General features: G+C 52.4%; 18 protein-coding genes and 1 tRNA gene. 12 read left to right on the top strand and 7 right to left on the bottom strand.

The window, feature by feature from the left end:
- Positions 1-31: 31 nt before the first annotated feature.
- From ABLU88_RS19430 to ABLU88_RS19410, 5 genes are all read left to right on the top strand, one after another.
- Positions 32-1,468, top strand: coding sequence for a TolC family outer membrane protein (locus tag ABLU88_RS19430; RefSeq protein ID WP_014228671.1), 1,437 nt, complete (start codon positions 32-34; stop codon positions 1,466-1,468).
- The gene (locus ABLU88_RS19425; protein ID WP_348837638.1) at positions 1,465-3,612 is read left to right on the top strand and encodes a type I secretion system permease/ATPase; all 2,148 of its coding nucleotides are present in this window, start codon (positions 1,465-1,467) and stop codon (positions 3,610-3,612) included. Before ABLU88_RS19430 ends, ABLU88_RS19425 begins: the two co-directional genes overlap by 4 nt.
- A complete protein-coding gene (locus tag ABLU88_RS19420; RefSeq protein ID WP_004849542.1) occupies positions 3,609-4,814 on the top strand; it encodes an HlyD family efflux transporter periplasmic adaptor subunit in 1,206 nt (401 codons plus the stop codon). The genes ABLU88_RS19425 and ABLU88_RS19420 overlap by 4 nt, the downstream gene beginning before the upstream one ends.
- 197 nt (positions 4,815-5,011) lie before the next feature.
- Entirely contained in the window at positions 5,012-8,155 is a 3,144-nt protein-coding gene (locus tag ABLU88_RS19415; protein ID WP_348837636.1) for a glycosyltransferase, read from the top strand.
- A gap of 42 nt (positions 8,156-8,197) precedes the next feature.
- Positions 8,198-9,136 (top strand): peptidase, encoded by a 939-nt coding sequence (locus tag ABLU88_RS19410; RefSeq protein WP_048263197.1) that lies wholly within the window; start codon positions 8,198-8,200, stop codon positions 9,134-9,136.
- A gap of 13 nt (positions 9,137-9,149) precedes the next feature.
- On the opposite strand, the gene ABLU88_RS19405 is transcribed toward ABLU88_RS19410, so the two are convergent.
- The 3 genes from ABLU88_RS19405 to rlmI form a co-directional block, all read right to left on the bottom strand.
- On the bottom strand, positions 9,150-9,851 hold the full coding sequence (locus ABLU88_RS19405; protein WP_032749730.1) for a helix-turn-helix domain-containing protein: 702 nt from the start codon (positions 9,849-9,851) through the stop codon (positions 9,150-9,152).
- Positions 9,852-10,309: 458 nt separating this feature from the next.
- Positions 10,310-10,627, bottom strand: a complete 318-nt coding sequence (gene hspQ, locus ABLU88_RS19400) for a heat shock protein HspQ (RefSeq protein WP_009651933.1) — start codon at positions 10,625-10,627, stop codon at positions 10,310-10,312.
- A 60-nt stretch (positions 10,628-10,687) separates the two neighbouring features.
- Positions 10,688-11,890, bottom strand: a complete 1,203-nt coding sequence (gene rlmI, locus ABLU88_RS19395; RefSeq protein ID WP_064358353.1) for a 23S rRNA (cytosine(1962)-C(5))-methyltransferase RlmI — start codon at positions 11,888-11,890, stop codon at positions 10,688-10,690.
- A 191-nt stretch (positions 11,891-12,081) separates the two neighbouring features.
- Here rlmI and ABLU88_RS19390 point away from each other — a divergent pair, with 191 nt between their 5' ends.
- From ABLU88_RS19390 to yccX, 3 genes are read left to right on the top strand one after another with little or no spacing between them, the layout of a single operon-like run.
- Positions 12,082-12,636 carry a YbhB/YbcL family Raf kinase inhibitor-like protein gene (locus ABLU88_RS19390; protein WP_014228676.1) on the top strand — a complete coding sequence of 185 codons (555 nt, stop codon included), beginning with the start codon at positions 12,082-12,084 and terminating at the stop codon, positions 12,634-12,636.
- Positions 12,637-12,652: 16 nt separating this feature from the next.
- Complete coding sequence (locus tag ABLU88_RS19385; RefSeq protein WP_064377507.1) at positions 12,653-13,441, top strand: AraC family transcriptional regulator; 789 nt, start codon at positions 12,653-12,655, stop codon at positions 13,439-13,441.
- Positions 13,442-13,490: 49 nt separating this feature from the next.
- A complete protein-coding gene (yccX, locus tag ABLU88_RS19380; protein WP_004849561.1) occupies positions 13,491-13,772 on the top strand; it encodes an acylphosphatase in 282 nt (93 codons plus the stop codon).
- Here yccX and tusE read toward each other — a convergent pair.
- Together tusE and yccA are read right to left on the bottom strand one after the other, a co-directional pair.
- Complete coding sequence (gene tusE / locus ABLU88_RS19375) at positions 13,769-14,098, bottom strand: sulfurtransferase TusE (RefSeq protein ID WP_004849563.1); 330 nt, start codon at positions 14,096-14,098, stop codon at positions 13,769-13,771. The genes yccX and tusE overlap by 4 nt on opposite strands.
- Positions 14,099-14,186: 88 nt before the next feature.
- Complete coding sequence (yccA, locus tag ABLU88_RS19370; RefSeq protein WP_004100829.1) at positions 14,187-14,846, bottom strand: FtsH protease modulator YccA; 660 nt, start codon at positions 14,844-14,846, stop codon at positions 14,187-14,189.
- A 267-nt stretch (positions 14,847-15,113) separates the two neighbouring features.
- On the opposite strand from yccA, the gene ABLU88_RS19365 reads away from it, so the two are divergent.
- The 4 genes from ABLU88_RS19365 to ABLU88_RS19350 all read left to right on the top strand — a co-directional run bounded on the left by ABLU88_RS19365 (position 15,114) and on the right by ABLU88_RS19350 (position 18,601).
- On the top strand, positions 15,114-16,742 hold the full coding sequence (locus ABLU88_RS19365) for an ABC transporter substrate-binding protein (protein ID WP_348837630.1): 1,629 nt from the start codon (positions 15,114-15,116) through the stop codon (positions 16,740-16,742).
- Between the two features lie 141 nt (positions 16,743-16,883).
- Positions 16,884-16,971 (top strand) — tRNA-Ser (locus ABLU88_RS19360).
- A gap of 326 nt (positions 16,972-17,297) precedes the next feature.
- Positions 17,298-18,089, top strand: coding sequence for an ATP-grasp domain-containing protein (locus ABLU88_RS19355; protein WP_348837628.1), 792 nt, complete (start codon positions 17,298-17,300; stop codon positions 18,087-18,089).
- Positions 18,090-18,142: 53 nt separating this feature from the next.
- Positions 18,143-18,601 carry a hypothetical protein gene (locus ABLU88_RS19350; protein WP_048263191.1) on the top strand — a complete coding sequence of 153 codons (459 nt, stop codon included), beginning with the start codon at positions 18,143-18,145 and terminating at the stop codon, positions 18,599-18,601.
- Between the two features lie 245 nt (positions 18,602-18,846).
- On the opposite strand, the gene ABLU88_RS19345 is transcribed toward ABLU88_RS19350, so the two are convergent.
- Both ABLU88_RS19345 and ABLU88_RS19340 read right to left on the bottom strand, forming a co-directional pair.
- Positions 18,847-20,139 carry a haloacid dehalogenase-like hydrolase gene (locus ABLU88_RS19345; RefSeq protein WP_102803828.1) on the bottom strand — a complete coding sequence of 431 codons (1,293 nt, stop codon included), beginning with the start codon at positions 20,137-20,139 and terminating at the stop codon, positions 18,847-18,849.
- Between the two features lie 441 nt (positions 20,140-20,580).
- The gene (locus tag ABLU88_RS19340) at positions 20,581-21,993 is read right to left on the bottom strand and encodes an OprD family outer membrane porin (protein WP_049083500.1); all 1,413 of its coding nucleotides are present in this window, start codon (positions 21,991-21,993) and stop codon (positions 20,581-20,583) included.
- Between the last annotated feature and the right edge of the window lie 44 nt (positions 21,994-22,037).

Genomic DNA, 22,037 nt, shown 5'->3' with positions numbered 1-22,037 from the left:
TTCAGTGCGTGAATTCTGAAGGGTAAATTTGATGCGTCTATTTAAACAAAAAAGGAATGTCATAACCTGCGGCTATACCGCTCTCTTTATTGCTTTGAATCCGCCGTTTTCAGGTCATGCGGAAAATTCATACTTGATGCCGAATGATATTAGCAGCCAGCGTTTAACCGATAGCCAACAGGTCGCGGGGTACAATGAAGAGATTATTAATAGCCAGACCCGAATATCCGGCCCGCTGGATATTAAAAAAGCGGTAAAAAATGCGGTCAACTGGCATCCGGCGATTACCCAGGAGGTCAGCAAACTCCAGGAAATGGCGCAGAAAGTTGACGTGGCGAAAGCCAAATATTACCCGCAAATTAGTGCGGGTATGAATAATGGTTATAGTAATACTTATTCTGATGCCGGATATACGCCATCGCTGGTCGTCTCGGTATCGCAAATGCTTTACGACTTCGGCAAAGTGTCCAGTTCGGTCAGAGCCGCCGACTCCGGCGTGGCCCAGCAGCAGGCCACCGTCATGCTGAATATCGACCAGGTCGCTCACGACACCGCCGCGGCGGTAGTGCAGGTGCAGGGCTATCAAAAGCTGGTCGACATCGCTAAAGCGCAGGTCGATTCGCTTAAACAGATTGGCGATCTTATTCGCCAGCGCAACGATGCGGGGGCGTCATCGTTATCGGACGTTGTGCAGACCGATACCCGCGTGGAGGGCGCGCAATCTACGCTCCTGCAATATCAGGCGGCCCTTCAGCGCTGGAAAGCCACGCTCGCGACCTATATCGGCATCGGCGGCATTGCCACGGTGACGGATGACCTTCCGCAGGGGATGGACGCCGCCTGCGCGGTATCCAAAATCGATTACCGCTCTGTTCCGGCGGTATTAGCGGCGCTGGCCCAGGCCGGCCAGGCTCAGGCTCAGCTGGATAACGCCAACGCGCAAATGCTGCCGACGATTTCCCTTGAGCCGGAAGTCACCCATTACCTCAACGATAACTACGCCAACAGCGCGGTACTGAATAAAACGCAATACTCCGCCTGGGTGAAAGTGCAAATGCCCATCTATCAGGGCGGTGCGATGACCGCCTCCCGCGACGCCGCCCAGCAAAGTCTGGCGGCGGCGAATGCGGCGATAAAAACCGCCCAGTTGGACGCCAGCCAGAAGCTGAACGCCTCTCGCGATGAAGCGGTTAATCTTGCCCAGTCGCTGGGGATTCAGAAACGTCAGCAGCAGCTGGGTGAGCAAACCCGGGCGCTGTATCAGGATCAGTATCTTCAGCTCGGCTCGCGGCCGCTGCTGGATCTGCTCAACGTCGATCAGGAAATTTACCAGGCCAGATTTAGCCAGGTCCTGACGGAATCACAACTGCGTTCGCTGGAGCTGGACTGCCTGTTCAGCACCGGCAAGATGCGCTCGGTGTTCGCGCTGGAAAAACAAAATATCCAGGGCGTGGAGATCCGCCCATGACCTCACAAAACGAACGCGCCGGGATACCGCATTTGCTCGATTGGTCTAATGCGATTGCTTTTATTGCCAACCACTATCGACAAAGCTTTTCTCCCGGCACGCTGCATGCCGCCGCCGAGTGGGCGACGCAGAAAACCCTGCCGGAGGCGCTCCGGCACCTGGCGCGCCACGCCGGGCTAAACTGCCAGTTTTTATCTCCGGGCGATGAGAAAATGTCGGCCTGGCGGCTACCGCTGGTCGTCCAGCTGCGCGACGGGCAAGTCGCCGTGCTCGAAAGCTTTGACGTTAATAACGCCGTCGGGGTGCGGTTTGTGAAGGAGCTCGCGCTGCTCAGCTACTGCCCGCTGGAAACCCTGCTGCCGGAAATTGAAAAGACCATTGCGTTTCGCCCGTCAGCGCCGGAAAGGGATATTCGCACCGAGAGCTACCTGGCCCGCTTTCAGCCGGACTGGCTGCGTAAAATTGTGCTGAAAGATATTCGCCCCTACCTGCACGTGATGCTGGCGTCTTTTGCCATAAACGTTCTTGCGCTGAGCGGTATTCTGTTTTCGATGCAGGTTTACGATCGGGTGATCCCGGCGCAGTCTTATCCCACTCTGTATGTCCTGTTCAGCGGCGTATTGCTGGCGGCGGTATTTGCTTTTGTGCTGAAAATTATGCGCGGGCACGTCACGGATCTGCTCGGCAAACGCGGGGATATTCGCGTTTCTGACCGGGTCTTCGGCCACGCGCTGCGCCTGAAAAACAGCGCGGTACCGCGCTCGACGGGGAGCTTTATTTCGCAAATCCGCGAGCTGGAGCAGGTGCGCGAAATGATGACCTCAACGATGATGACCATCGTAGCGGATTTACCGTTCTTTTTGCTGTTTCAGGTGGTGCTGTTTATCGTCTCGCCGTGGCTAAGCTGGATTGCGCCGGTGGCGACGATTCTGATGATCCTGCCCGGCCTGCTGCTGCAGCGCAAGCTCGCGGCGCTGGCCAATAAAAACCAGCATGAAAATACCTTGCGTAACGCCATTCTGGTGGAAAGCATTCAGGGGTTGCAGGACATCAAAATGATGCAGGCGGAAAGCCGCTTTTTGCATCAGTGGAATAGCTATATTGCCATTACCGCCGAGTCGGGGGTCAAAACGCGCAGGCTCACCCACGGCCTGGTCAGCTGGGGAATGTCGGTGCAAAACCTGCTCTATGCCACGGTGGTGGTGGTCGGCGCGCCGCTGGTGATTAATGGCGACATCACCACCGGGGCGATGGTGGCGGCATCAATGCTCTCGACCCGCATGGTGGCGCCGATGACCGCGCTGTGCGGCGTACTCGCTCGCTGGCAGCAGGTGAAAACGGCGAAGGCCAGCCTCGATAACCTGATGGCGCTGCCGGTCGAAGGGGGGCAGGACGAAACCCGGGTTCACCGCGCCGTGCTGCACGGCAATTACGAGTTCCGGCAGGCGGAATTCCGCTACGGCCTTAACGATGCCGCGATCCCGCTGCGTATCAACCAGTTATCCATAAAAGCCGGCGAGAGAATCGCCATCCTTGGGCGAATCGGCGCCGGTAAATCGACCCTGCTGCAGGCGATGATGGGCAACGTCGAGCTGGTTTCGGGCGAGCTGCGGCTGGATGATTTAAGCCTGCCGCAGCTCGACCTCGCGGATATTCGCCGCAACGCCACCTTGCTGACCCAGGAGGCGCGGCTGTTCCACGGCACCCTGCGCGAGAACCTGATCCTCGGGCGACCGGCGGCGACGGATGATGAAATCTTCTCGGTGCTTACCCTGTGCGGCGCGCTGGAGTTTGTGCGCAAACTGCCCCTCGGTCTTGAACACGTCATTATGGAAGGCGGGCTGGGGCTTTCAGGCGGCCAGCGGCAGTCGCTGCTGCTGGCCAGGACGCTGCTGCGCGATCCGAACATTATCCTGCTCGATGAACCGACCTCGTTTTTCGACGAGCGAACGGAAAAGGCCTTTGTGGAACAGCTGGCGCAGTGGGCCGGCGATCGAACGATGATCATCGCCACGCATAAAGCGGCGGTGCTTAATATCGTCGACCGGATCCTGGTTATCCAGGACGGGCAGCTGGCGCTGGATAAACCCAAAGCAACGGTTTTTGAGCAAGAGAAAGCCCGCGGCCAGGTGGTGAATATATGAATAAAATCCCCCTGATGGCCGATCACGACCCGGTGGCGCTGCTGCCGGATAGCGAAGAAGACGAGGCGAAAATTGTTAAATCGCGGCGGCTGATTCTCCTGCTGGCCGTTATGCTGCTGGTGGGCGGCGTCTGGGCATGGTTCGCGGTACTGGACGAAGTCTCAACCGGTACCGGAAAAGTGATCCCCAGCTCGCGGGAGCAGGTGATACAAACCCTCGACGGCGGTATTTTAACCGAGCTGAACGTACGAGAAGGCAGCAAGGTACAAGCCGGACAGGTTGTGGCGCGCCTCGATCCCACCCGCAGCGAATCTAACGTCGGCGAAAGCCAGGCGAAATATCGCGCCTCGCTGGCGGCGAGCATTCGCTTAACCGCCGAGGTGAACAATCAGCCGCTGGCGTTTCCCGACTCCCTGAAAGCCTGGCCCGCGCTGCTGGCGGAGGAGACGCGTCTGTACCATAGCCGCAAAGAGCAGCTGAGCAAATCGACGCGCCAGCTCGACGAGTCGTTAAAACTGGTGAATAGCGAACTGGCCATCACCGAAAGGCTGGCGAAAACCGGGGCGGCGAGCAATGTCGAAGTGCTGCGTCTTCGCCAGCAGGTCGCGGATATTAGTTTTAAAAAGATCGATCTCAATACCCGCTATTTTGTTGACGCGCGTGAACAGCTGTCAAAAGCCAATGCCGACGTGGCCAGCCTGGCGGAAGTGATAAAGGGGCGCGCCGATTCGGTCACGCGCTTAACCGTCCGTTCGCCGGTGCAGGGGATCGTTAAAAATATTAAGGTCAATACGATTGGTGGGGTTATTGCGCCCAACGGCGAGCTGATGGAAATTGTTCCGGTCGATGGCCGGTTATTAATCGAAGCGCGGATTTCACCTCGTGATATCGCTTTTATTCATCCTGACCAGCAGGCGCTGGTGAAAATTACCGCCTATGATTATGCCATCTATGGCGCGCTGAACGGCGTGGTGGAAACCATATCGCCGGATACCACTCAGGATGAAGCTAAACCGGATGTTTACTACTATCGGGTGTTTATTCGCACTGACTATGATTACCTGGAAAATAAAAGCGGCAAGCGTTTTTTAATTGGCCCGGGAATGATTGCCACCGTTGATATTAAGACCGGCGAAAAAACGGTCATGGATTATTTGGTCAAACCGTTTAATCGGGCAAAAGAAGCCTTAAGGGAACGTTAATCAACGGGCGAGCTTCTTATCGGCTACGGGCCATCGCCGTTTGCGGTCCGCCAGCCCGGACAAGACGCGTTGAGCGCCGCCTCCGGGGAGTGTGCCGGGCCGAGCCATCGGCGCAATATCTAAAATGGGTTTGTATGCAGTCTCTGATAATAATTTTTAAACATTCAACGCATTCTTGAATAAACGGAGAGGGGAAGATGGCGCTAAGTGATTTACTGCAACAAGCCTGCTTTCAGGCGAAAAAATTAAAATCCACCGTATTGCCCTCTGACTATCCGGCATGGGTAATCTTCTTTAGCGTCAGCGATGGCCAATCACGCGCGCATATGCATATTTCTCGCGGTACCAGCTTCGATCTCGCGTGGCTGGCGGGGGCCAGAGCGCTGCAGGAGTGGCGTAAAAAACAGGACAGCGAACCGCAGTGGCTGCGGGTTGACGTCGTGGACAGCGTGGAAAAGCTCAGCTGGCAATCCCTCAATGAAAAATTCATGGTCACCAAGCGTAACTATTTTCGCTTTGGCCTCGCGTTTGACCCGCAGTTTAATTGCGCAATGCTCGAGCAGGAAATTGCCGGCAACGCGCTGCTCTACGATGGCGATAACGGCGTCGTGGCGCCGAATAGCGTCAATCTGGAAAACTACGCCCGGCGGCGGTTTAAACAGACGCTTAGCTGGCCGCAGGATCCGCAGCAGCCGCTCTGGCGCTTTAAAACGCAGGGGATCTTCTGCGATCGTTTTGGGACAAAAGTAATGGAGCAGAGCGGGCGAGGTTCCGGCTATCGCGTTATCGGGGAAAACTGGCAGGACGAGTGCCTCGCCGAGGTGATTAAAAAAGGCACCGATTATCTGGCCCGTCAGGTAAAGCAAGACGGCCTCTACCATTACGGCTGGTTTCCCTGTTTCGACCGCCCGGTCCGATCCTATAACGCGCTGCGCCACGCCAGCTCCACCTATTCGCTGATCGAGGGCTGGGAAGCGACCCGTCAGCCGTCGGTTCGTCAGGCGATAGACCGCGCGATTGCGTACCTGGTTAACACGCTGATTGAAGTAAGGACGCTGGACGATGGCCGCGAGGCGGCGTTTCTCTGCGACGTGGGCGATGAGATCAAGCTCGGCGGTAACGCGGTAAGTATCCTGGCGCTGGTGAAATACACCGAAACGACCGGAGACCGGCAATATCTGCCGCTGATGGCGCAGCTGGCGACCGGCATCGCCTTTATGCAGGATCCGCTCAGCGGCCAGTTTGTTCACGTATTGAATAGCCACGATCTGTCGCTGAAAGCCAAATTCCGCATCATTTATTACGATGGCGAAGCGGCTTTTGCCCTTATGCGCCTGTACGGCCTGACCAAAGCGCCGCAGTGGCTGGAGATGGTGGAAAAAGCCTTCGCCTATTTCATTAAAAATAAGCACTGGCAGCACCATGACCACTGGCTGAGCTACTGCGTTAATGAGTTAACCCGCTTTCGCCCGGAAGAGAAGTACTTTCGCTTTGGCCTGAACAACGTGCGCGATCATCTTGATTTTGTGCTGCATCGCGTCACCACCTATCCCACGCTGCTGGAATTAATGATGGCGGCGTCTGAGATGGTGACCCGTCTGGACGCCTCGCCCGAGCATCGCCATCTGCTGGCGAATTTTGACCAGCAAAAGTTCTGGCAGGCGCTGGAAGTTCGGGCGCGCTATTTGCTGAACGGCTTCTTCTGGCCTGAGCTGGCGATGTTTTTTAAAAATCCCGCACGGATCGTCAACAGCTTCTTTATTCGCCACCACAGCTACCGCGTGCGTATCGATGACGTCGAGCACTACCTTTCCGGCTTTATCGCCTATCAGAAATACCATTTAGCGGCAAAAAAGCCGCTGCTCCCGCAGGACGAAGCGCCGCCGTCGAATAACGCGATCCCCGTTTTTCTGCTGGAGACGCTGCGCGACGTCGGCAACGGTATTGAGGTGGCGGCCATGCGGCGGGCGAAGCTCTTTACCGAACATTTGCGCACCGTGCCCTGGATAGTTACGGCGACGTGGAATCCCGAATTGTCCAGAGCGGTGCGGGCGCTGAAAGCACGCGGCGCGCTGCCCGAAGAGGTGCCGGTTTATAACCTCTATGAGTGGCTCAGCGATTGCTTTGAGATGAACGCGATCGCTGCGCTGGCGCCGCTGGTGGGCAATATCGAGCTCAGGCATGCCGTCAATCCCGGCGCGGATGTCGCGGTGGGTAAACACAACTTCCTGCTGCGTCCGCAGGGGAGAATCATCGAAGACTACATTGATAGCGCCGGCAATATTCTGCTGCGCAAAAGCTTTGACGAGAAAAAGGGCAACGTGCAGCTAAGCCATCTTGAAATTGCCCTGGCGGGCGGTGAAGTCAAACGCTTTGCTCAGGAAGAGGCGTTTTATGCGTGGATGCTGGAAACCCGGCTGGCGGAAAAAGGGCGCTGGCATTTTATCGTCGATAAAAATAAAACGTGGAAAAGCTTCGTCTGCTCGCGGCCCGCACAGCGCATGGCGTGTACGCTGAGCGCGATTATTCACTCCCATCATCAGCTGTCTAACGGCGCGCTGAAAAGCTCCTACCGGCATATCCTCGAACAGCCGGAGCTTGTCGATCGGCTGATTGTCCTCACCGATGAGCAGTGGCAGGACCTGCAGCTGGAGGGTTTCCCGGCCGCGCGGATGGCGGTGATCCCCAATCATCTCGATAACGGCAATATTCCGGCGAACCCGCAGAAAGCGCCGTCGCAGACGGTCATTTATCTGGCGCGCTACTCGGAAGAGAAGCAGCATGCCTTGCTGCTGAACGCCTTTCGTAAAGTGCTGACGGCGATCCCCGATGCGCAGCTGCACACCTACGGGGTCGGTCCGCTGCGGCGCAGCTTAAGCGCGCGGGTGGCGGAGTGGGGGCTGGAGAAGGCGATCCATATCAACGGCTTCACCTCCGACATCGCGCAGGCGCATAAAACGGCCTGCTGCGCGGTACTTTGTTCGACTCAGGAGGGGCAGTCTCTCTCCGCCGTGGAGGCGATGGCCTACGGTACGCCGCTGATTAGCTTTGCCATTAAGTACGGTCCGCGCGACATCCTGCAGGACAGGGAGGCGGGGATTCTGGTGCCCTGCGGCGATGAGGAGGCCCTGGCGGCGGCGCTGATCGCCGTTATCTCCGACAAGTCGCTGCAGCAAAGTATGCAGCAGGCCGCGCTGCGCAACGCCCAGCGCTACTACGGCAGCGCTATCGCCGGACGCTGGGCGGCATGGCTGCAGACAAGCGAGCGTCAGCTGGATGCCGGCGCGGAGCGCGGAAACGGGCTGGAAAAAAAGCGTCCTCGGGTGGTTAACGTTGGCTAACCGTCAGCGCCTTTTTTATTCCCGCGGCCCTCAGGCGTGGCGATGAGGCGAGTCATCGCGCTCCTTCTGGCATCCTGCTGCTGTTCGCCGCTGCTGGCGCGCGATGTGGTGCAGGTTTCCCGCTGCGTTCCCGGCTCTTTGCTTCATGCGCATCGCCTGGAAAAAGCGCACGTCGTGGATGACTTTCATATTTACTACAGCCTGCAGGGTAGGGACGCCCTGCAATATCCGCAGGATAGTACCGGCGACGGCGTGCCGGATGTCGTGAAAGACATTGCGAGCCAGCTCCAGGCTGCGAAATATCTCTACACCTCGCTGCTGGGCCTGCGCTCGCCGCTGCAGCAGAAAATTTATCGCCAGGCCCGACAGATCAACATCTACCTGCTGACGCTCCCCAAAGGTCACGGCCTGGCCTTCGATCGGGTGGCGGCAGAAACCATGGGTGACGGAACGGCGCTGCCCTGCGGCTTAAAAATTGTCCTTAACGCCGCGCTGCGGCCGGCGCGCAACATTACGCCAGCGCATGAATTATTCCATTTGTATCAATACGGCTACGGGGTTTTTAAACAGAAATGGTACCTGGAAGGTATGGCGCGCTGGATGGAAAATACCTTCAGACCCGCGCAGGAAAGAGTTGTGCCTTCATCCGGGGAGGTTGCCTGCGAGAGCAACGTTTCTCGCGGCTATAGCGCGGCCACCTTTTGGGCCAGCTATGCGCAGCAGGCGTTTGCCGCCACGCTAGTGCCGGATAACGCGCTGGCGTATCGCTATGTCGATGGCAGCCCGGTGTTTCAAACCCGGACGGTACCCGGCGGCGCGATGCTGGCGCCTTTTTTTCAGCAGCTTGCGCTCAGCAGCCGGCGCATTTCTGGTGAAATGAAGCTGCCCAATATCCGCTGGAGTGAACAGCAGCAGCGCGACGGGCGGTTCAGTCGCCTGATTTGCCAGGCGTTAGCCGCGACGGCGCAGAATAAAAAATAAGCGGTATGCATACTCATTCTGCTGGCTGCGCGGGCCCGGATTTTGAATAAAGCCTGTTCATCTTTTCCGGCAGATCAATAATATCCGTCAGGATGCCGCGCGATAAATGGATATAGCCGTCACTCTTCAGCTTCGATAATACCCGCATGATGCCGCTGCGGGACAAAAAAGAGTGGTCCATAATATAATTCACAGCAGTGATGTTATTCTTAATTGCATTTGGTTCATCAATAAGTTCGAGCAGATGGGTACGTATAATTTCGTATGCGGAGAGTTGTGATATCGTCATGCAATGGGCATAGACTTTGGCCGAACTATAATCCTGCAGCATCGCCAGCGATTGCCAGAGATGATATTTGACGACCTGCTCATGAAAAAAACGTTGTGGAATCAAAAGCAAGCGCGATGTTTCTTTCGTTTTAACATACAGATGGCGGGTATATGCCAGCTGGCAGCTGGCGCCAAAAATAAACGGCGCGCTTTCAGCATTAAGGATCATCCCATCGCTTATGCGGTTTAACGCCACGCTCCCGTCGAATAAAATGAGGCACTGTCTTTCACCATTCCGCGTCAGGCTGATGTTGCGTTTTTTGCTAATGGTGCAGGGCGTATGCTCTTTAGCGATTATCTCAATCAATTTTTCAATATGATCGGTGGGCTTCACGACTTTGCTTAAAATTTCATCGCGGAGCAGCGAGTGATTATTCCTCTTCATTGTTACCCTTTTAAAACAATGAGTTGAAAATATTATTGAATGGATGTTGTACGCGTCTAATAATCAATAATATGCTTTCTGTTGGCAACTTATCGAACATTGCCAGGATTATTTTCCTGCTATAAATTACGATTTGTAATCTAAAACCTGTAATTCATATTAGTCAATATAAATTGATTTTTTTTATTGTTTTTTTAAGCCAGGTAGATCTTTTTTTGCGGCTGGTCTTTTTGCGCAAAAAGTCATGTTATTGCGCGTGAGGAATTTCTCGCTTCGTTTTTGATTTTTTAACGCGGCGATAAGCGGAGTGAGTCAGATAGGTATATGTGTTTATTAAATAAAAAAGCGCGGCGTTTATTTTTTATCCTATTTGCCGCATACGCGGCGGCAAGGAGGAGATGAAAATAGCCAACGGGGTTTTAAACCTGGCGGAATCCAGGCGTAAAACCCACAAATGACTAGTTGCGCAATCGAGGCGCCTGCAGCTGCTGGCGAATGGTTCTGGCCAGTTCGTCCAGCGACGGCTGTTCAGGATGTTCGTCGCTGGGCTCGCTGCTCAGCTGCGCTTCTGCGAGATAAGTGTGAATCGGCTGGCCATCATCGTCTTCCATCACCACATGATACCAGGGCGCAAGGCGCAGTTCGTCGTTAGCGGCGATTTCATCCTCTTCCGGCTCCGTGAGCGAGTACTCGGGATCGACATCGACGATCACGCCCAGGTAGCCCAAAAGCGTGTGGCGAACTTGTTGGCCGATACCGAATTTGCTGGCTATCATAAGCACCTCCTGGGAGACATGATTACCTGCTATATGCGGGCCGATTCTCCACTTTTCAAGTTACATGATGCGGCAAGCAAACCCTTTCAGATACAGTCCTTCGGGGTAGGTTGCTATCACCGGGTGGTCGGCAGCCTGGCGGAACTGTTCTATAAATTGTACATCACGTCCGGCATCCAGGGCGGCATCGGCAATGATTTTCTGAAATAAATCGGTGGTCATCAGGCCGGAGCAGGAGAAGGTCAGCAGGACGCCGCCGGGATTCAGGAGCTGAATCGCCAGCATGTTGATGTCCTTATAGCCGCGGCAGGCGCCCATCAGCTGGCTTTTGTTTTCAACAAACTTCGGTGGATCCATCACAATCACGTCAAACTTTTCGCCGGCGTCGCGATATTTCCGCAGCAGCTTGAAGACGTCGTCGCGGATGAACTCCGCTTTAGACAGATCCAGCTTGTTCAGCTCAACGTTCTGCTTTGCGACGTCCAGCGCCTCCTGCGAGGTGTCAACGCTGACAACCTGACGGCAGCCGCCCATCAGCGCGGAGATGGCAAAACCGCCGGTATAGGAGAAGCAGTTCAGCACGCGCTTATCGGCGACGTAGCGACGGGTCGCCAGGCGGCTGTCGCGCTGGTCAAGGTAATAGCCGGTTTTGTGGCCGCCCTGAATATCTACCAGCAGCTGCATACCGTGCTCGGTAATCGGCAGCAGGGCAGGCGGCAGTTCGCCGACAACGGGCCCCTGCGCCAGCTCCAGCCCCTCTTTTTTACGCACCGCGACGTCGCTACGATCGTAGATAGCGCAGTTCGGAAACAGCGTTTGCAGCGCGCTGACAATCGACGCCCGCTGGTATTCGGCACCGGCGCTCAGCAGCTGCAGTACAAAAAAGTCGCCAAAACGATCGATGGTCACGCCCGGCAGGCCGTCGGACTCACCGGCTATCAGGCGATAGCTATCGAGCCCGTCGCGGGCCGCCAGCCACTCGCGCCAGGTGTGCGCCTGCTGCAGGCGACGTTCGAAAAAGGCGTTATCAATGGCTTCATTGCGATCGAAGCTCCAGACGCGGGCGCGGATCTGTGAAGACGGCGAATAGGCGCCGCGGGCTAGCCATTTTCCCTGCGAATCAACGATATCGATGGTCTCACCTGAACGGGCTTTACCTTCCATCCGGGCGACGGCGCCGGAGAAGATCCAAGGATGGCGACGCAGCAGGGATTTCTCGCGTCCTTTGGTTAACACTAAGCGGGGGAAAATGGAGTCTGTCATGGGGCTACCTTTAAGCAACGGGAATGTCGGCACCGAAAAAATGGCGCGTAGATTAGCACATGTGGCTGAGGCAAGCACCATTCCACCGGTATCGACAAGTGAGCGTTTCGGCACAAAACGCAGGCGCTTTGGCACAATAAAAAACATGCCGGGATCTTACAGTATTTCCTCACCTTACGGAGGAAAATACGATGAAAACAGGATTGAAGGTCGCAGCCGCGATGATGGTTATAATGAGCGGGACGGTGATTGCCGCGCCGTTTAGCGTCAGCAGCGCGGATATGCGCGACGGCCAGACGCTGGCGCAGACGCACTGGTTTGGCGGTTTCGGCTGCACCGGCGGCAATATCTCACCGCAGATCGCCTGGAAAAATGCACCGGCGGGTACCCGCAGTTTCGCGGTGACCGCTTACGATCCGGATGCGCCGACCGGGAGCGGCTGGTGGCACTGGACGGTGGTGAATATTGCCCAACAGGTGACTGGCTTAGCCGCTGGCGCCGGAGACAAAAATAACGCTAAACTGCCCGCCGGGGCGATACAGGGGCGCAATGACTTTGGCTATGCGGGTTTTGGCGGCGCGTGTCCGCCCGCCGGAGATAAACCGCATCGCTACCGCTTTACGGTATGGGCGCTTGATACCCCGACGTTGCCCATTGATGGCGAGGCCAGCGGGGCGTTAGTCGGATTTATGTTACACAGCCACGCTATCGCCAGCGCGCAGTTAACGGCGCTGGCCGGAAGATAATAAAAAGGGCGGCATGATGCGGAACATCCATTTTCACCATAACGCGTTAACGGCGGCGGAAATCACTACCCGTCGTTTATGCAAACTGCACCGCGTCACGCTGTTCTCGCCCGCGATCTGCCGGGTAAACCGCGGCAGTAAGGTCATTGTGCAGGGCGCCAGCGAGATGCTGGCAACGCCGCAGCAGCTGATTATTTTGCCCGCCGAGGTTGAGCTCGAGGTGATTAATCAGCCGGAAAACGGGCTGTTTTGCTCCGACCTGCTCTCTCTCACGCCGGAACTGCTGGCGGATTTTAAGCACCGCTATATGAGCGAGCCGCAGACCGGTCGTCTGACGTCGCTTTGCGCGCCGCTGGCGACGGAAATGTCGTTTATGTGGCAAAGCGTCCTGCGGGCGGTACGGGAGGGGCTCAGCGCCGAGCTGCAGCACCATCAGGCGATGGGATTGCTGCTGGCGCTGTATCAGGCTGGCTACGCCGGGCCGCTGCTCAACGAGCGGCGCGAGGACATAACCGGTCAGGTCAGGCAAATTATTATGCTGTCGCCTGCTGAAGCGTGGAGCGTGGCGAAAGTGGCTAAAATGCTCTTTCTTGGCGAATCGACGCTGCGCCGTCGTTTGCAGCTGGAGTCCCGGAGCTTCCGCCAGATCGTGGAAGAGGTCCGTATGGCCTACGCGCTGGGGCAATTACAGTCGACGTCGCGACCCATTGGCGACATTGCGCAAAGCAGCGGCTACCTGTCAGGCTCGCGCTTTAGCGCCCGTTTTCGTCAGCACTATGGATTATTACCTAAGCATGTACGCTGACGGAATTTGCTATCCTCTGTATTGAGTCATTGGCCGAAAAGGGGGGAACATGGCAACGGTTTGCACGATGGCGTGGGTATACGGCTCCGTTCAGGGCGTCGGGTTTCGCTATTCGACCCAGCGCGAGGCGCTGCAGCTGGGATTAACGGGATACGCGCGCAATCTCGACGACGGCGGCGTGGAGGTTCTGGCCTGCGGAGAACCGGACCAGGTGGAGAAACTTATTGCCTGGCTGAAGGCCGGTGGGCCGCGCAGCGCGCGGGTGGACAGGGTTCTGACCGAGCCCCATCAGCCCACCAGAGAGTGGCAGAAATTCGCCATTTTGTATTAGATGCATTTAACCGGTTTAGGCAGTCCGGCGATTTTTGTCGCCTGCTTAGCCGGGCCTTTCGGGAACAGGCGGTAGAGATAGCGGCTGTTGCCTTTCTCTTCGCCAAACTTGTTCGCCATGGCCTTCACCAGCATACGAATCGCCGGTGAGGTGTTAAATTCCAGATAAAAGTCGCGCACAAAGCGCACCACTTCCCAATGCTCAACGGACAGGCTGATGCCCTCCTGCTCAGCGATAACGGCCGCCATCGCTTCGTTCCACAGGGTTGTGTCCTTCAGATAGCCTTCGCTATCGGTCTCTATTTCATTGCCTTCAAAGATAAACATGATTCTTCACATACCGCTGAAAATGGCGGCAGTGTAGCAAAAAATAAGGCCCCGCATAAGCGGGGCCTGAGTACAGACGGGGAGAGGATTAGTCTCTGCTGGCGAAGCCAAGGATGCTCAGCAGGCTGACGAAGATGTTGTACAGCGAGACGTACAGGCTAACGGTCGCGCGGATATAGTTGGTTTCACCGCCGCGGATGATGTTGCTGGTCTCAAACAGAATGGCGCCTGAAGAGATCAGGATAAACACCGCGCTAATCGCCAGATGCAGAGCCGGCAGCTGCAGGAAAATGTTGGCAACCATACCGATAAGCACGACCACCACGCCCGCCATCAGCATTCCGCCGAGGAAGGACATATCTTTACGGGTGGTCAGCACGTAGGCCGAGCAGCAGAAGAACACCAGCGCGGTACCGCCCAGCGCCAGGCCAATCAGATCGCCCATACCCGCAGACAGGTAGGCGTTAAGCATTGGCCCCAGGATGTAGCCCAGAAAACCGGTAAAGGCGAACGCGGAAATGATACCCGTTGGCTTATTCGCGGTTTTATAGGTCAGGAACATCAGGCCGTACATACCGACCAGCGTCAGAATCAGACCCGGAGAAGGCAGCATCAGCACCGTGCTGGCCGTCGCCGTAATAGCGGAAAATGCCAGCGTCAGGCTAAGCAGGAAATAGGTGTTCCGCAGAACTTTGTGCGTGCTAAGTAGCGATGAACGGTCTCGCGACGATGTAATTATACGATCCATGAGTCACTCTCTTATGACAGATGTAATTAATAACGAAGCATAAAAAAAACAGGGCCTAAGCCCTAATGCTTTTACCCATCTTTACTCAAAGTCAGCGGGCTGAATGCAGCACATTATTCCAGGAAAAAAAGAATAAGTGGCATTTTTATTTGTTCGCCTTCCGGAGTCAGATCGAAATCTGATAACTCACTGAAAAATATTGCGTTATAGCCATTCTGCGACTAACTCTGGAGAGGGTACTCACGAAGCGTAACAAAGGCAAGGGATATGAAAATACAAAAATATAATCACATCATACGCGTACTGGTGGCCGTCGGTCTGTTCTCCATGGTCATCCCGGCGCTGGCCGCTCAGGTACCGCCGGGAACGGCGTTGGCCGAAAAGCAAGAACTGGTCAGAAATAACGGCAGCGAACCGTCGTCGCTGGATCCGCATAAAGTGGAAAGCGACGTTGAAAACAACATTATCAGCGATCTTTTTGAAGGGCTGGTCAGCGTATCGCCAACAGGAGAGATTGAGCCCCGGCTGGCGGAGAAGTGGGAGAATAAGGACAACACCGTCTGGACGTTCCACCTGCGTCCCGGTGTGACCTGGTCCGACGGTACGGCGATCACGGCGCAGGATATTGTCTGGAGCTGGCAGCGTCTGGTGTCGCCGCTAACGGCGTCGCCTTACGCGAGCTATCCCGGCAATATGCATATCGTCAACGGGGCGGAGATCGCGCAGGGGCAAAAAGCGCCCGAGACGCTGGGCGTCAAAGCGATAGATGATGTCACCCTTGAGGTCACCTTAACTCAGCCGAATGCGGCGTTTTTGGCGATGCTGGCGCACCCATCTTTGGTTCCGCTCGATAAAGTGCTGATATCGCGCTACGGCGACAAATGGACCAAACCGGAGCATATCGTAACCAGCGGGCCCTATAAGCTGTCGCAGTGGGTGGTGAATGAGCGCATTGTGGCCGAGCGCAATCCGCGCTACTGGGATAACGCGCATACGGTCATCAATAAGGTGACGTACCTGCCGATAAGCTCTGAAACCGCCGACGTCAACCGCTATAAGGCGGGAGAGATCGATATTGTGTATACGGTACCGATTAATCAGTTTGCCCAGCTCAAAAAAACCATGGGCGATCAGCTGGATGTTTCGCCGCAGCTGGCCACCTATTATTACGAATTCAACACTACCCGGCCGCCGTTTAACGACCCGCGCGTACGGCGGGCGCTGAATATGGCCCTCGATAAAGACATTATCGCGGAGAAGGTGCTGGGACAGGGGCAGCGTCCGGCCTGGCTTATCAGCCAACCTGACATCGGCGGGGTAAAGCTGCACAATCCCGAGTACGCCAGCTGGCCGCGCGAGAAGCGTATCGCCGAGGCGAAAAAGCTCTTGAGCGAGGCCGGGTATAATGAGACCCATCCGCTGGTCTTTAATCTGCTCTATAACACGTCCGAATCTCACCAGCGAATTGCCATCGCCGCCAGCTCAATGTGGAAAAAGAACCTTGGCGTTGAGGCGAAGCTGCAAAACCAGGAGTGGAAGACCATGCTCGACGCCATGCATACGCATAATTTTGACGCCGTGCGCTACGCGTGGATAGCCGACTATGACGACGCCGCGACGTTTCTCAATAACTTCCGCACCGGCGACAGTGAAAATACCAGCCAGTACAGCAACCCGGCCTACGATGAGGCGCTGCGCAATGCGGCAAAAGCCTCTGACACGACGGCACGGGGAAAGTTCTACCAGCAGGCGGAGGATCTGTTAGGTCAGGATGTCCCGGCCATTCCGGTCTATCACTACGTGCGCACCCATCTGGTCAAGCCATGGGTAGGGGGATTTACGTCGGATAAGCTGGGGTATTACTACACCAAAGATATGTACATCAAAAAACATTAACGCGAAGAGGGCGGTTTGCGCTGAAAATCTGCGCAAACTGCCTGAATTTCAGACGAATAACGCGTTTTTGTTTAATTTTAAGGCAGTTGAATAAATTGGTGCTTTACAGCCTGAACAGAGGTGTTTATAGTGCGCCTCATTGGAAGCGTGGCCGAGCGGTTGAAGGCACCGGTCTTGAAAACCGGCGACCCGAAAGGGTTCTAGAGTTCGAATCTCTACGCTTCCGCCAAATTCTAAATAAAATCAATAACTTAAAGAATGGTTTTGATTTTATAGTGCATAAAGTAGTACAAAAAGCCCGTTTATACGGGCTTTTTTACATCTAAAGTCCGTCCTTTGCTCAATAAATATCCTTTCAAATACTCATCATTCAGGTGAGGGCTAATGCATTTCGAAGCGGGCTCTGTAAAGACGTCAGTGAATAATCCCCCCGGCGTTAAGTCATTTAACACACTCCGAGCAGATAAACAGGCGAGTATATAAATTATACATCACTGCCAATAGAGTGTTACGTTACCCATAATATAGACAAATATTAAGAAAAGGATAGGTTTCATGCAAATAATTTACCCAAGTGATTATTTTAATCTGAATAGAGTTGATGAAAATTATGAGGATGAATTCAACTGTGCAAGTGACAACGGAGTAAAATGTGTTTTGCTATCATCACAGCATTTATTAGATAGCAAAATTAAACTTTCAGGAAACCTTGAGGCGCATGCACCAGTTATTTGGCGAGGCTGGATGCTTAAACAGAAAGAATATAAAACATTATACAATACTGTTAAAAGTCATAGTGCGGAAATGTTAGTTTCTCCTGATGATTACGCTTCTTGCCACTATATTACGGGCTGGTACGGATCATGTAGTGATTATACACCTGAAACTATTTTACTTACTGAGAATGATGATTTCGAAAAAATCACATCACGATTAAAATGGCCTTCATATTTTGTTAAAGACTATGTTAAATCACTTACGACATCGCGTGGTTCGATAGCGAAAAATGCCGAGGAAATACAGGGGATTTTAGCCCATATTAAACAATATCGCGGAGAAATAGAGGGTGGTGTCGTGCTTAGAAAGGTTGAGGACCTAAAACCCGAAACAGAACGTAGATATTTTTCATTCTATGGAAATGTCTACTCTGCTGATGATGTTATCCCTGCTATTGTTCATGAAATAGCGAAGCATATAGGCTCCCCTTTTTTCTCAATAGATATGGTTGAGACAGCTTCATCCAATCTTCGTTTGATCGAAATCGGCGATGGGCAAGTTTCAGATATCAAAGAATGGGACGTCCAAAAATTCGTTAAGATGATTATAAAGGCCAGCGTGTCTGGATGAGTATGTTTTAATATCAGCCTGGTTTTAAGTCTTCAGGATATGAGGCTCAAGGTATGAATAAAGTTAACAATATATATACTTGTTTTTTAAAATTGCTTGGTAAAAAAATTATCAAGTATGAAACGGCCGAGATTTATTTTGATGACTGGGAACCCTGGAATGATTTACCCATAAGAATCTACTTTGATGGAGGTGAGGTAATCTCTATTGCCTGGTCTAAATTTGATGAACTATGGTTAAGTAATGATCTAACGCTTCCGTTTTCGATTGAGTATAATCAAGTTCGCTGGGTGACAAATAGTCCAAAAGAAATCAGTGGATGTCTAAATAACAGGATATCATCGGTAAAACTTGGTGTGGATTATTTAGTTATTGAAAATAATAAAATAGAAGTATTTACACATTTGTTGGTTTATACAACTAACGGAATTTTGGATGTGTTTAATAATCTGGATGAAAATGGTTATTCTTTGACCTCAGGTTTTGATGGCAAAACAATGGATGTTGTATAGAGGACTTATGTCATAAATTGAATTTTGTTATTAAAGTTGCTGGATTTAATATGTTCATGCTTAAAAAGGAATGTTTGATTATACTGCGCAGTATTATGGTTTTTAATCCTTTAAAAATATCAACGTAAGGCGTTATTGTAAATAATGTACTATGACAAGGTCATGATGTTATATTTAAAGTAATTAATATCATTTCACTAGCAATGCCCCCGTTTCAAGTAAGAGGCATTGCTGTAAGTTGATAACTATGGTAAAGATACTTCGTTATTAGTGCCCATCAATATGCTACTTTGTGATGGTAAAAATTCCCCTTTATTTTCATCTCTTCCTTGTAATAATATTTTTGCATCATCTTTATTATAGTCACGAACGGCTTTAGCTGATAGCTCACCGATAATGGTGTCAGATGAGCGTAGCCGGTTAATAATAAGAACACACTTTGTGTCATTAAAGTCGGACATCATGTTTTGATCTCCTTCGCTATCGCCAGCAACTAATATTGGTCCTGTATTTTTGTAATGTTGTTGTATAAATTTCTTTATAGTTTCGGTTTTACCTTTACCTTGCGTCTGGGGATAGTATGGATCGAGGCTGTGAGTCAATCTACCTTCTTTATCATATAAGGGATGCATTGCATAGACATGAGACTCAGGAACAGAAAAACCATATTTTCCTGTAGTAACGATGCTTTTTATCACATCTAAAGCTGAAGCGGAAATGACATAAACATCAACACCTGCCTGCTGTAGGTTTTTATATAATGTCTGCATTTCTGGGATCAGCCTGAATCCGTTTTTCCATGTTACTGATACGATACCAGCTCGGCCTGCCATATCTGCCGGGCTTACCCATGTCACCTTTCCGATAGGCTGGTTATTTTGCCACTCAATAGTATCGTGCACTAAATCAGCTACTTCTTTTTTGGACATGCCAGAAAAAAGATACGTCACCCATGGATAAGATACCTCATGGTCGAATGACCCACCTATTGCATCATATAAATATCTCATTTTCACTATAAAATTCATATAATTGGAATTTTTTTTAATTTCATCAAGCGTTTTATTACCCGCAAATCCGCTGTAATTATTGTATAGCCATGTGTAGCTATCAATAATGTCTTGACCAATGAGGTTTATATTAACCGGTTGATGATTTTTATTATTATAATCCGAGTTAAAGTTTGAAGGCGGTATATCTTTGTAAATTATCTGTTTCAATATCTCAGGTTTCATCGAAAATTTAAGGTTTTCTAGTTGATAGATAAGCGTTGCCTCTTCGATATCCAGAAAAGCTGTTGTGTTGTCAAAATCAAAAACAGCATATAAAGAATGCGCAGGCTTCTGCTTTGCTTCTTGAATGAGCCTGTCAATTTTTCTTGAGTTGAACTCGTCCCAATTGCCGGTAACTATTTGCTTTTGTTGGGGAATTGTAGTTTCTAAATTTTGTGACACTTGATTTGTGTTACTGGCACTGGCCGTTGTTCCATATACTCCAAAAAATACGGATAGTAGTGCATATATTATTGTCATTTTCATGATTAATTCCTTTTTTAGGGTGCATTACCATCTGTAGCAAAAAGTAAAAGCTAGCTATATCAAAAATTGGCATCCTGATCATGAATGTGATGGTTATCATATTTTATGAATATATGAAAATGGTGAGGGAGTAAGCCAGAATTATCTACAGAGAAATGTTTAGTATGACAAGGTAGCAGGTCAAAAACAGTTCGAACTATCTCCGAGTGTTATTTTAATGTCACTTATCTATCTACGGCTAGTCCTGATGGTTCTTTTGCTTTCTTCGGCATCGTGCAATCCTGTCATACAAACCCCGAGCTATTTAATCGCTCGGGGTTTTTTCTTATGTGCCGCTATTCAGTATGCCATTCGGTTGAGTAACCCGCTCTGGCCGTTTGAAGCTGACAGGTGCGGTTCCCTTCGCAAAGTCCCCCTCATGCGCTGTTGAGGGGGGCGGGCTCAGAAGATATTGATGCTGTAGCCGACGATAAACTTCACGTCGTTACGATCGGTTTTATAGTTGCTGTCTGTCGCCCGGAAGAGCGCCGGGAGCAGGGTAAAGGAGAGGCCTTTCGCCATGCCGTCCGCCACCTGATAGCGAGCGGAAAGATCGAACGACACCATGCTCCCGTCGTACTTTCTCGTCGAACCGGTTTTACTGACATCGCTAACCACGTGCCAGCCGTAGGTTCCGGCACCGCCCAGGGTTAACTCCGGTAGATTAAGATCGGCAAAGTTATAACTCACGCCAAAACGAACCGCGCGGGCGCCGGAAACGTTAAAGTCTTCCAGCTGCGACAGCGTCGGCTGATAATCACGCTTATCGGAGTTCGCCCACGGGGTTAAGCGGAAGTTGTAATCTCCGGTGTTCGGGGCGTAGTTCTGACTATAGCCAAGGGACCACACGGTGTTGTCGTGGCTCAGGTTAAAACCAACCCCCACATAATATTCCGTTGCAGGATCTTTAATTTTCGACAGATCTTCAATGTAGCGCGCGCCCTGGTAGAAGAGCTTACTCTGCAGGGAGACATCCTTTGTCAACGTATCGTGACGCTCTACCTGTGCCTGCCAGTTGCGACGGTAGCCTTTACCTTCGCCATAGCCCACGTCAAGCACGGTACTGCCAAAGTTATAGACTGCGCCCACCGTGTGAATGTAATCGATGATTGCACCGGCTTTAATGGTTTTGCCGTTGTCATCGAGTCCGGCGGCGTTGTTCTGGTGCCAGGCCGTGGTCATCGGTTTAAAATCACGGCTCCAGTCGTTCTTGAAGCGGTCGGCCCAGGCGTAGGTCAGCCTCAGTTTGTCGAGGGTCAGGGCACTGTCAAACCCGCGAAAAGCGTGAGGGTTGAGGCCCCAGCTGCTTTTTACGGTACCGGAGTTAATGGGGGTATAGCCCGCGGCCAGCTTGAAGTTGGTGCCTGCATCGCCAAGATTGAGCTTGAGTGCGGCAACCGACACGCTCATGTAGGACTTCTCGCACGGGCTGAACTTGCCCGGCTCGCCGCAATCGTAGTCGTAGTAAAGGATCTCCGACTGACCGACGGTATGCCCGAGCTTAATGTTGGCGTTGCCCCAGAAATCAAAGCCAATAACGTCCTGGTAATAGCCTGAAATATAGCTAATTGCCACGTTACCGGTCTGGTTCTGGATCCCGGCTGGACCCAGTCCATATTTACCGGTCGCGGGGTCTTTTACAGCACGATGACGAATATATAGTGAGGTATTGAGATTTAATTTTCCTTCATCATAAAACGCTTTCTCAAACTGAGAAGGCGCTTCATAATCCGTTTCTTCTTCCGCAAAGGCATCTGCAGCAATAAAAAGAAACAGCGGTGTACACAGAGAAACTCTGAGTCTATGACTTGTCATTATTATATACCTTATAAAACCATGTATTATAGGGCGAGGGGATG

The organism is Klebsiella sp. GW_Kp182 (assembly GCF_040062275.1).
GTDB lineage: Bacteria > Pseudomonadota > Gammaproteobacteria > Enterobacterales > Enterobacteriaceae > Klebsiella > Klebsiella michiganensis.
The sequence above is the reverse complement of the archived record's forward strand: the minus strand, read 5'-3'. Positions and strand labels throughout refer to the sequence as shown.

Bases quoted from the DNA above. Each gene is read 5' to 3' on its own strand.
- ABLU88_RS19430 (WP_014228671.1), top strand. From the start codon at position 32: ATGCGTCTATTTAAACAAAAAAGGAATGTCATAACCTGCGGCTATACC.
- ABLU88_RS19425 (WP_348837638.1), top strand. From the start codon at position 1,465: ATGACCTCACAAAACGAACGCGCCGGGATACCGCATTTGCTCGATTGG.
- ABLU88_RS19420 (WP_004849542.1), top strand. From the start codon at position 3,609: ATGAATAAAATCCCCCTGATGGCCGATCACGACCCGGTGGCGCTGCTG.
- ABLU88_RS19415 (WP_348837636.1), top strand. From the start codon at position 5,012: ATGGCGCTAAGTGATTTACTGCAACAAGCCTGCTTTCAGGCGAAAAAA.
- ABLU88_RS19410 (WP_048263197.1), top strand. From the start codon at position 8,198: ATGAGGCGAGTCATCGCGCTCCTTCTGGCATCCTGCTGCTGTTCGCCG.
- ABLU88_RS19405 (WP_032749730.1), bottom strand. From the start codon at position 9,851: ATGAAGAGGAATAATCACTCGCTGCTCCGCGATGAAATTTTAAGCAAA.
- hspQ (WP_009651933.1), bottom strand. From the start codon at position 10,627: ATGATAGCCAGCAAATTCGGTATCGGCCAACAAGTTCGCCACACGCTT.
- rlmI (WP_064358353.1), bottom strand. From the start codon at position 11,890: ATGACAGACTCCATTTTCCCCCGCTTAGTGTTAACCAAAGGACGCGAG.
- ABLU88_RS19390 (WP_014228676.1), top strand. From the start codon at position 12,082: ATGAAAACAGGATTGAAGGTCGCAGCCGCGATGATGGTTATAATGAGC.
- ABLU88_RS19385 (WP_064377507.1), top strand. From the start codon at position 12,653: ATGCGGAACATCCATTTTCACCATAACGCGTTAACGGCGGCGGAAATC.
- yccX (WP_004849561.1), top strand. From the start codon at position 13,491: ATGGCAACGGTTTGCACGATGGCGTGGGTATACGGCTCCGTTCAGGGC.
- tusE (WP_004849563.1), bottom strand. From the start codon at position 14,098: ATGTTTATCTTTGAAGGCAATGAAATAGAGACCGATAGCGAAGGCTAT.
- yccA (WP_004100829.1), bottom strand. From the start codon at position 14,846: ATGGATCGTATAATTACATCGTCGCGAGACCGTTCATCGCTACTTAGC.
- ABLU88_RS19365 (WP_348837630.1), top strand. From the start codon at position 15,114: ATGAAAATACAAAAATATAATCACATCATACGCGTACTGGTGGCCGTC.
- ABLU88_RS19355 (WP_348837628.1), top strand. From the start codon at position 17,298: ATGCAAATAATTTACCCAAGTGATTATTTTAATCTGAATAGAGTTGAT.
- ABLU88_RS19350 (WP_048263191.1), top strand. From the start codon at position 18,143: ATGAATAAAGTTAACAATATATATACTTGTTTTTTAAAATTGCTTGGT.
- ABLU88_RS19345 (WP_102803828.1), bottom strand. From the start codon at position 20,139: ATGAAAATGACAATAATATATGCACTACTATCCGTATTTTTTGGAGTA.
- ABLU88_RS19340 (WP_049083500.1), bottom strand. From the start codon at position 21,993: ATGACAAGTCATAGACTCAGAGTTTCTCTGTGTACACCGCTGTTTCTT.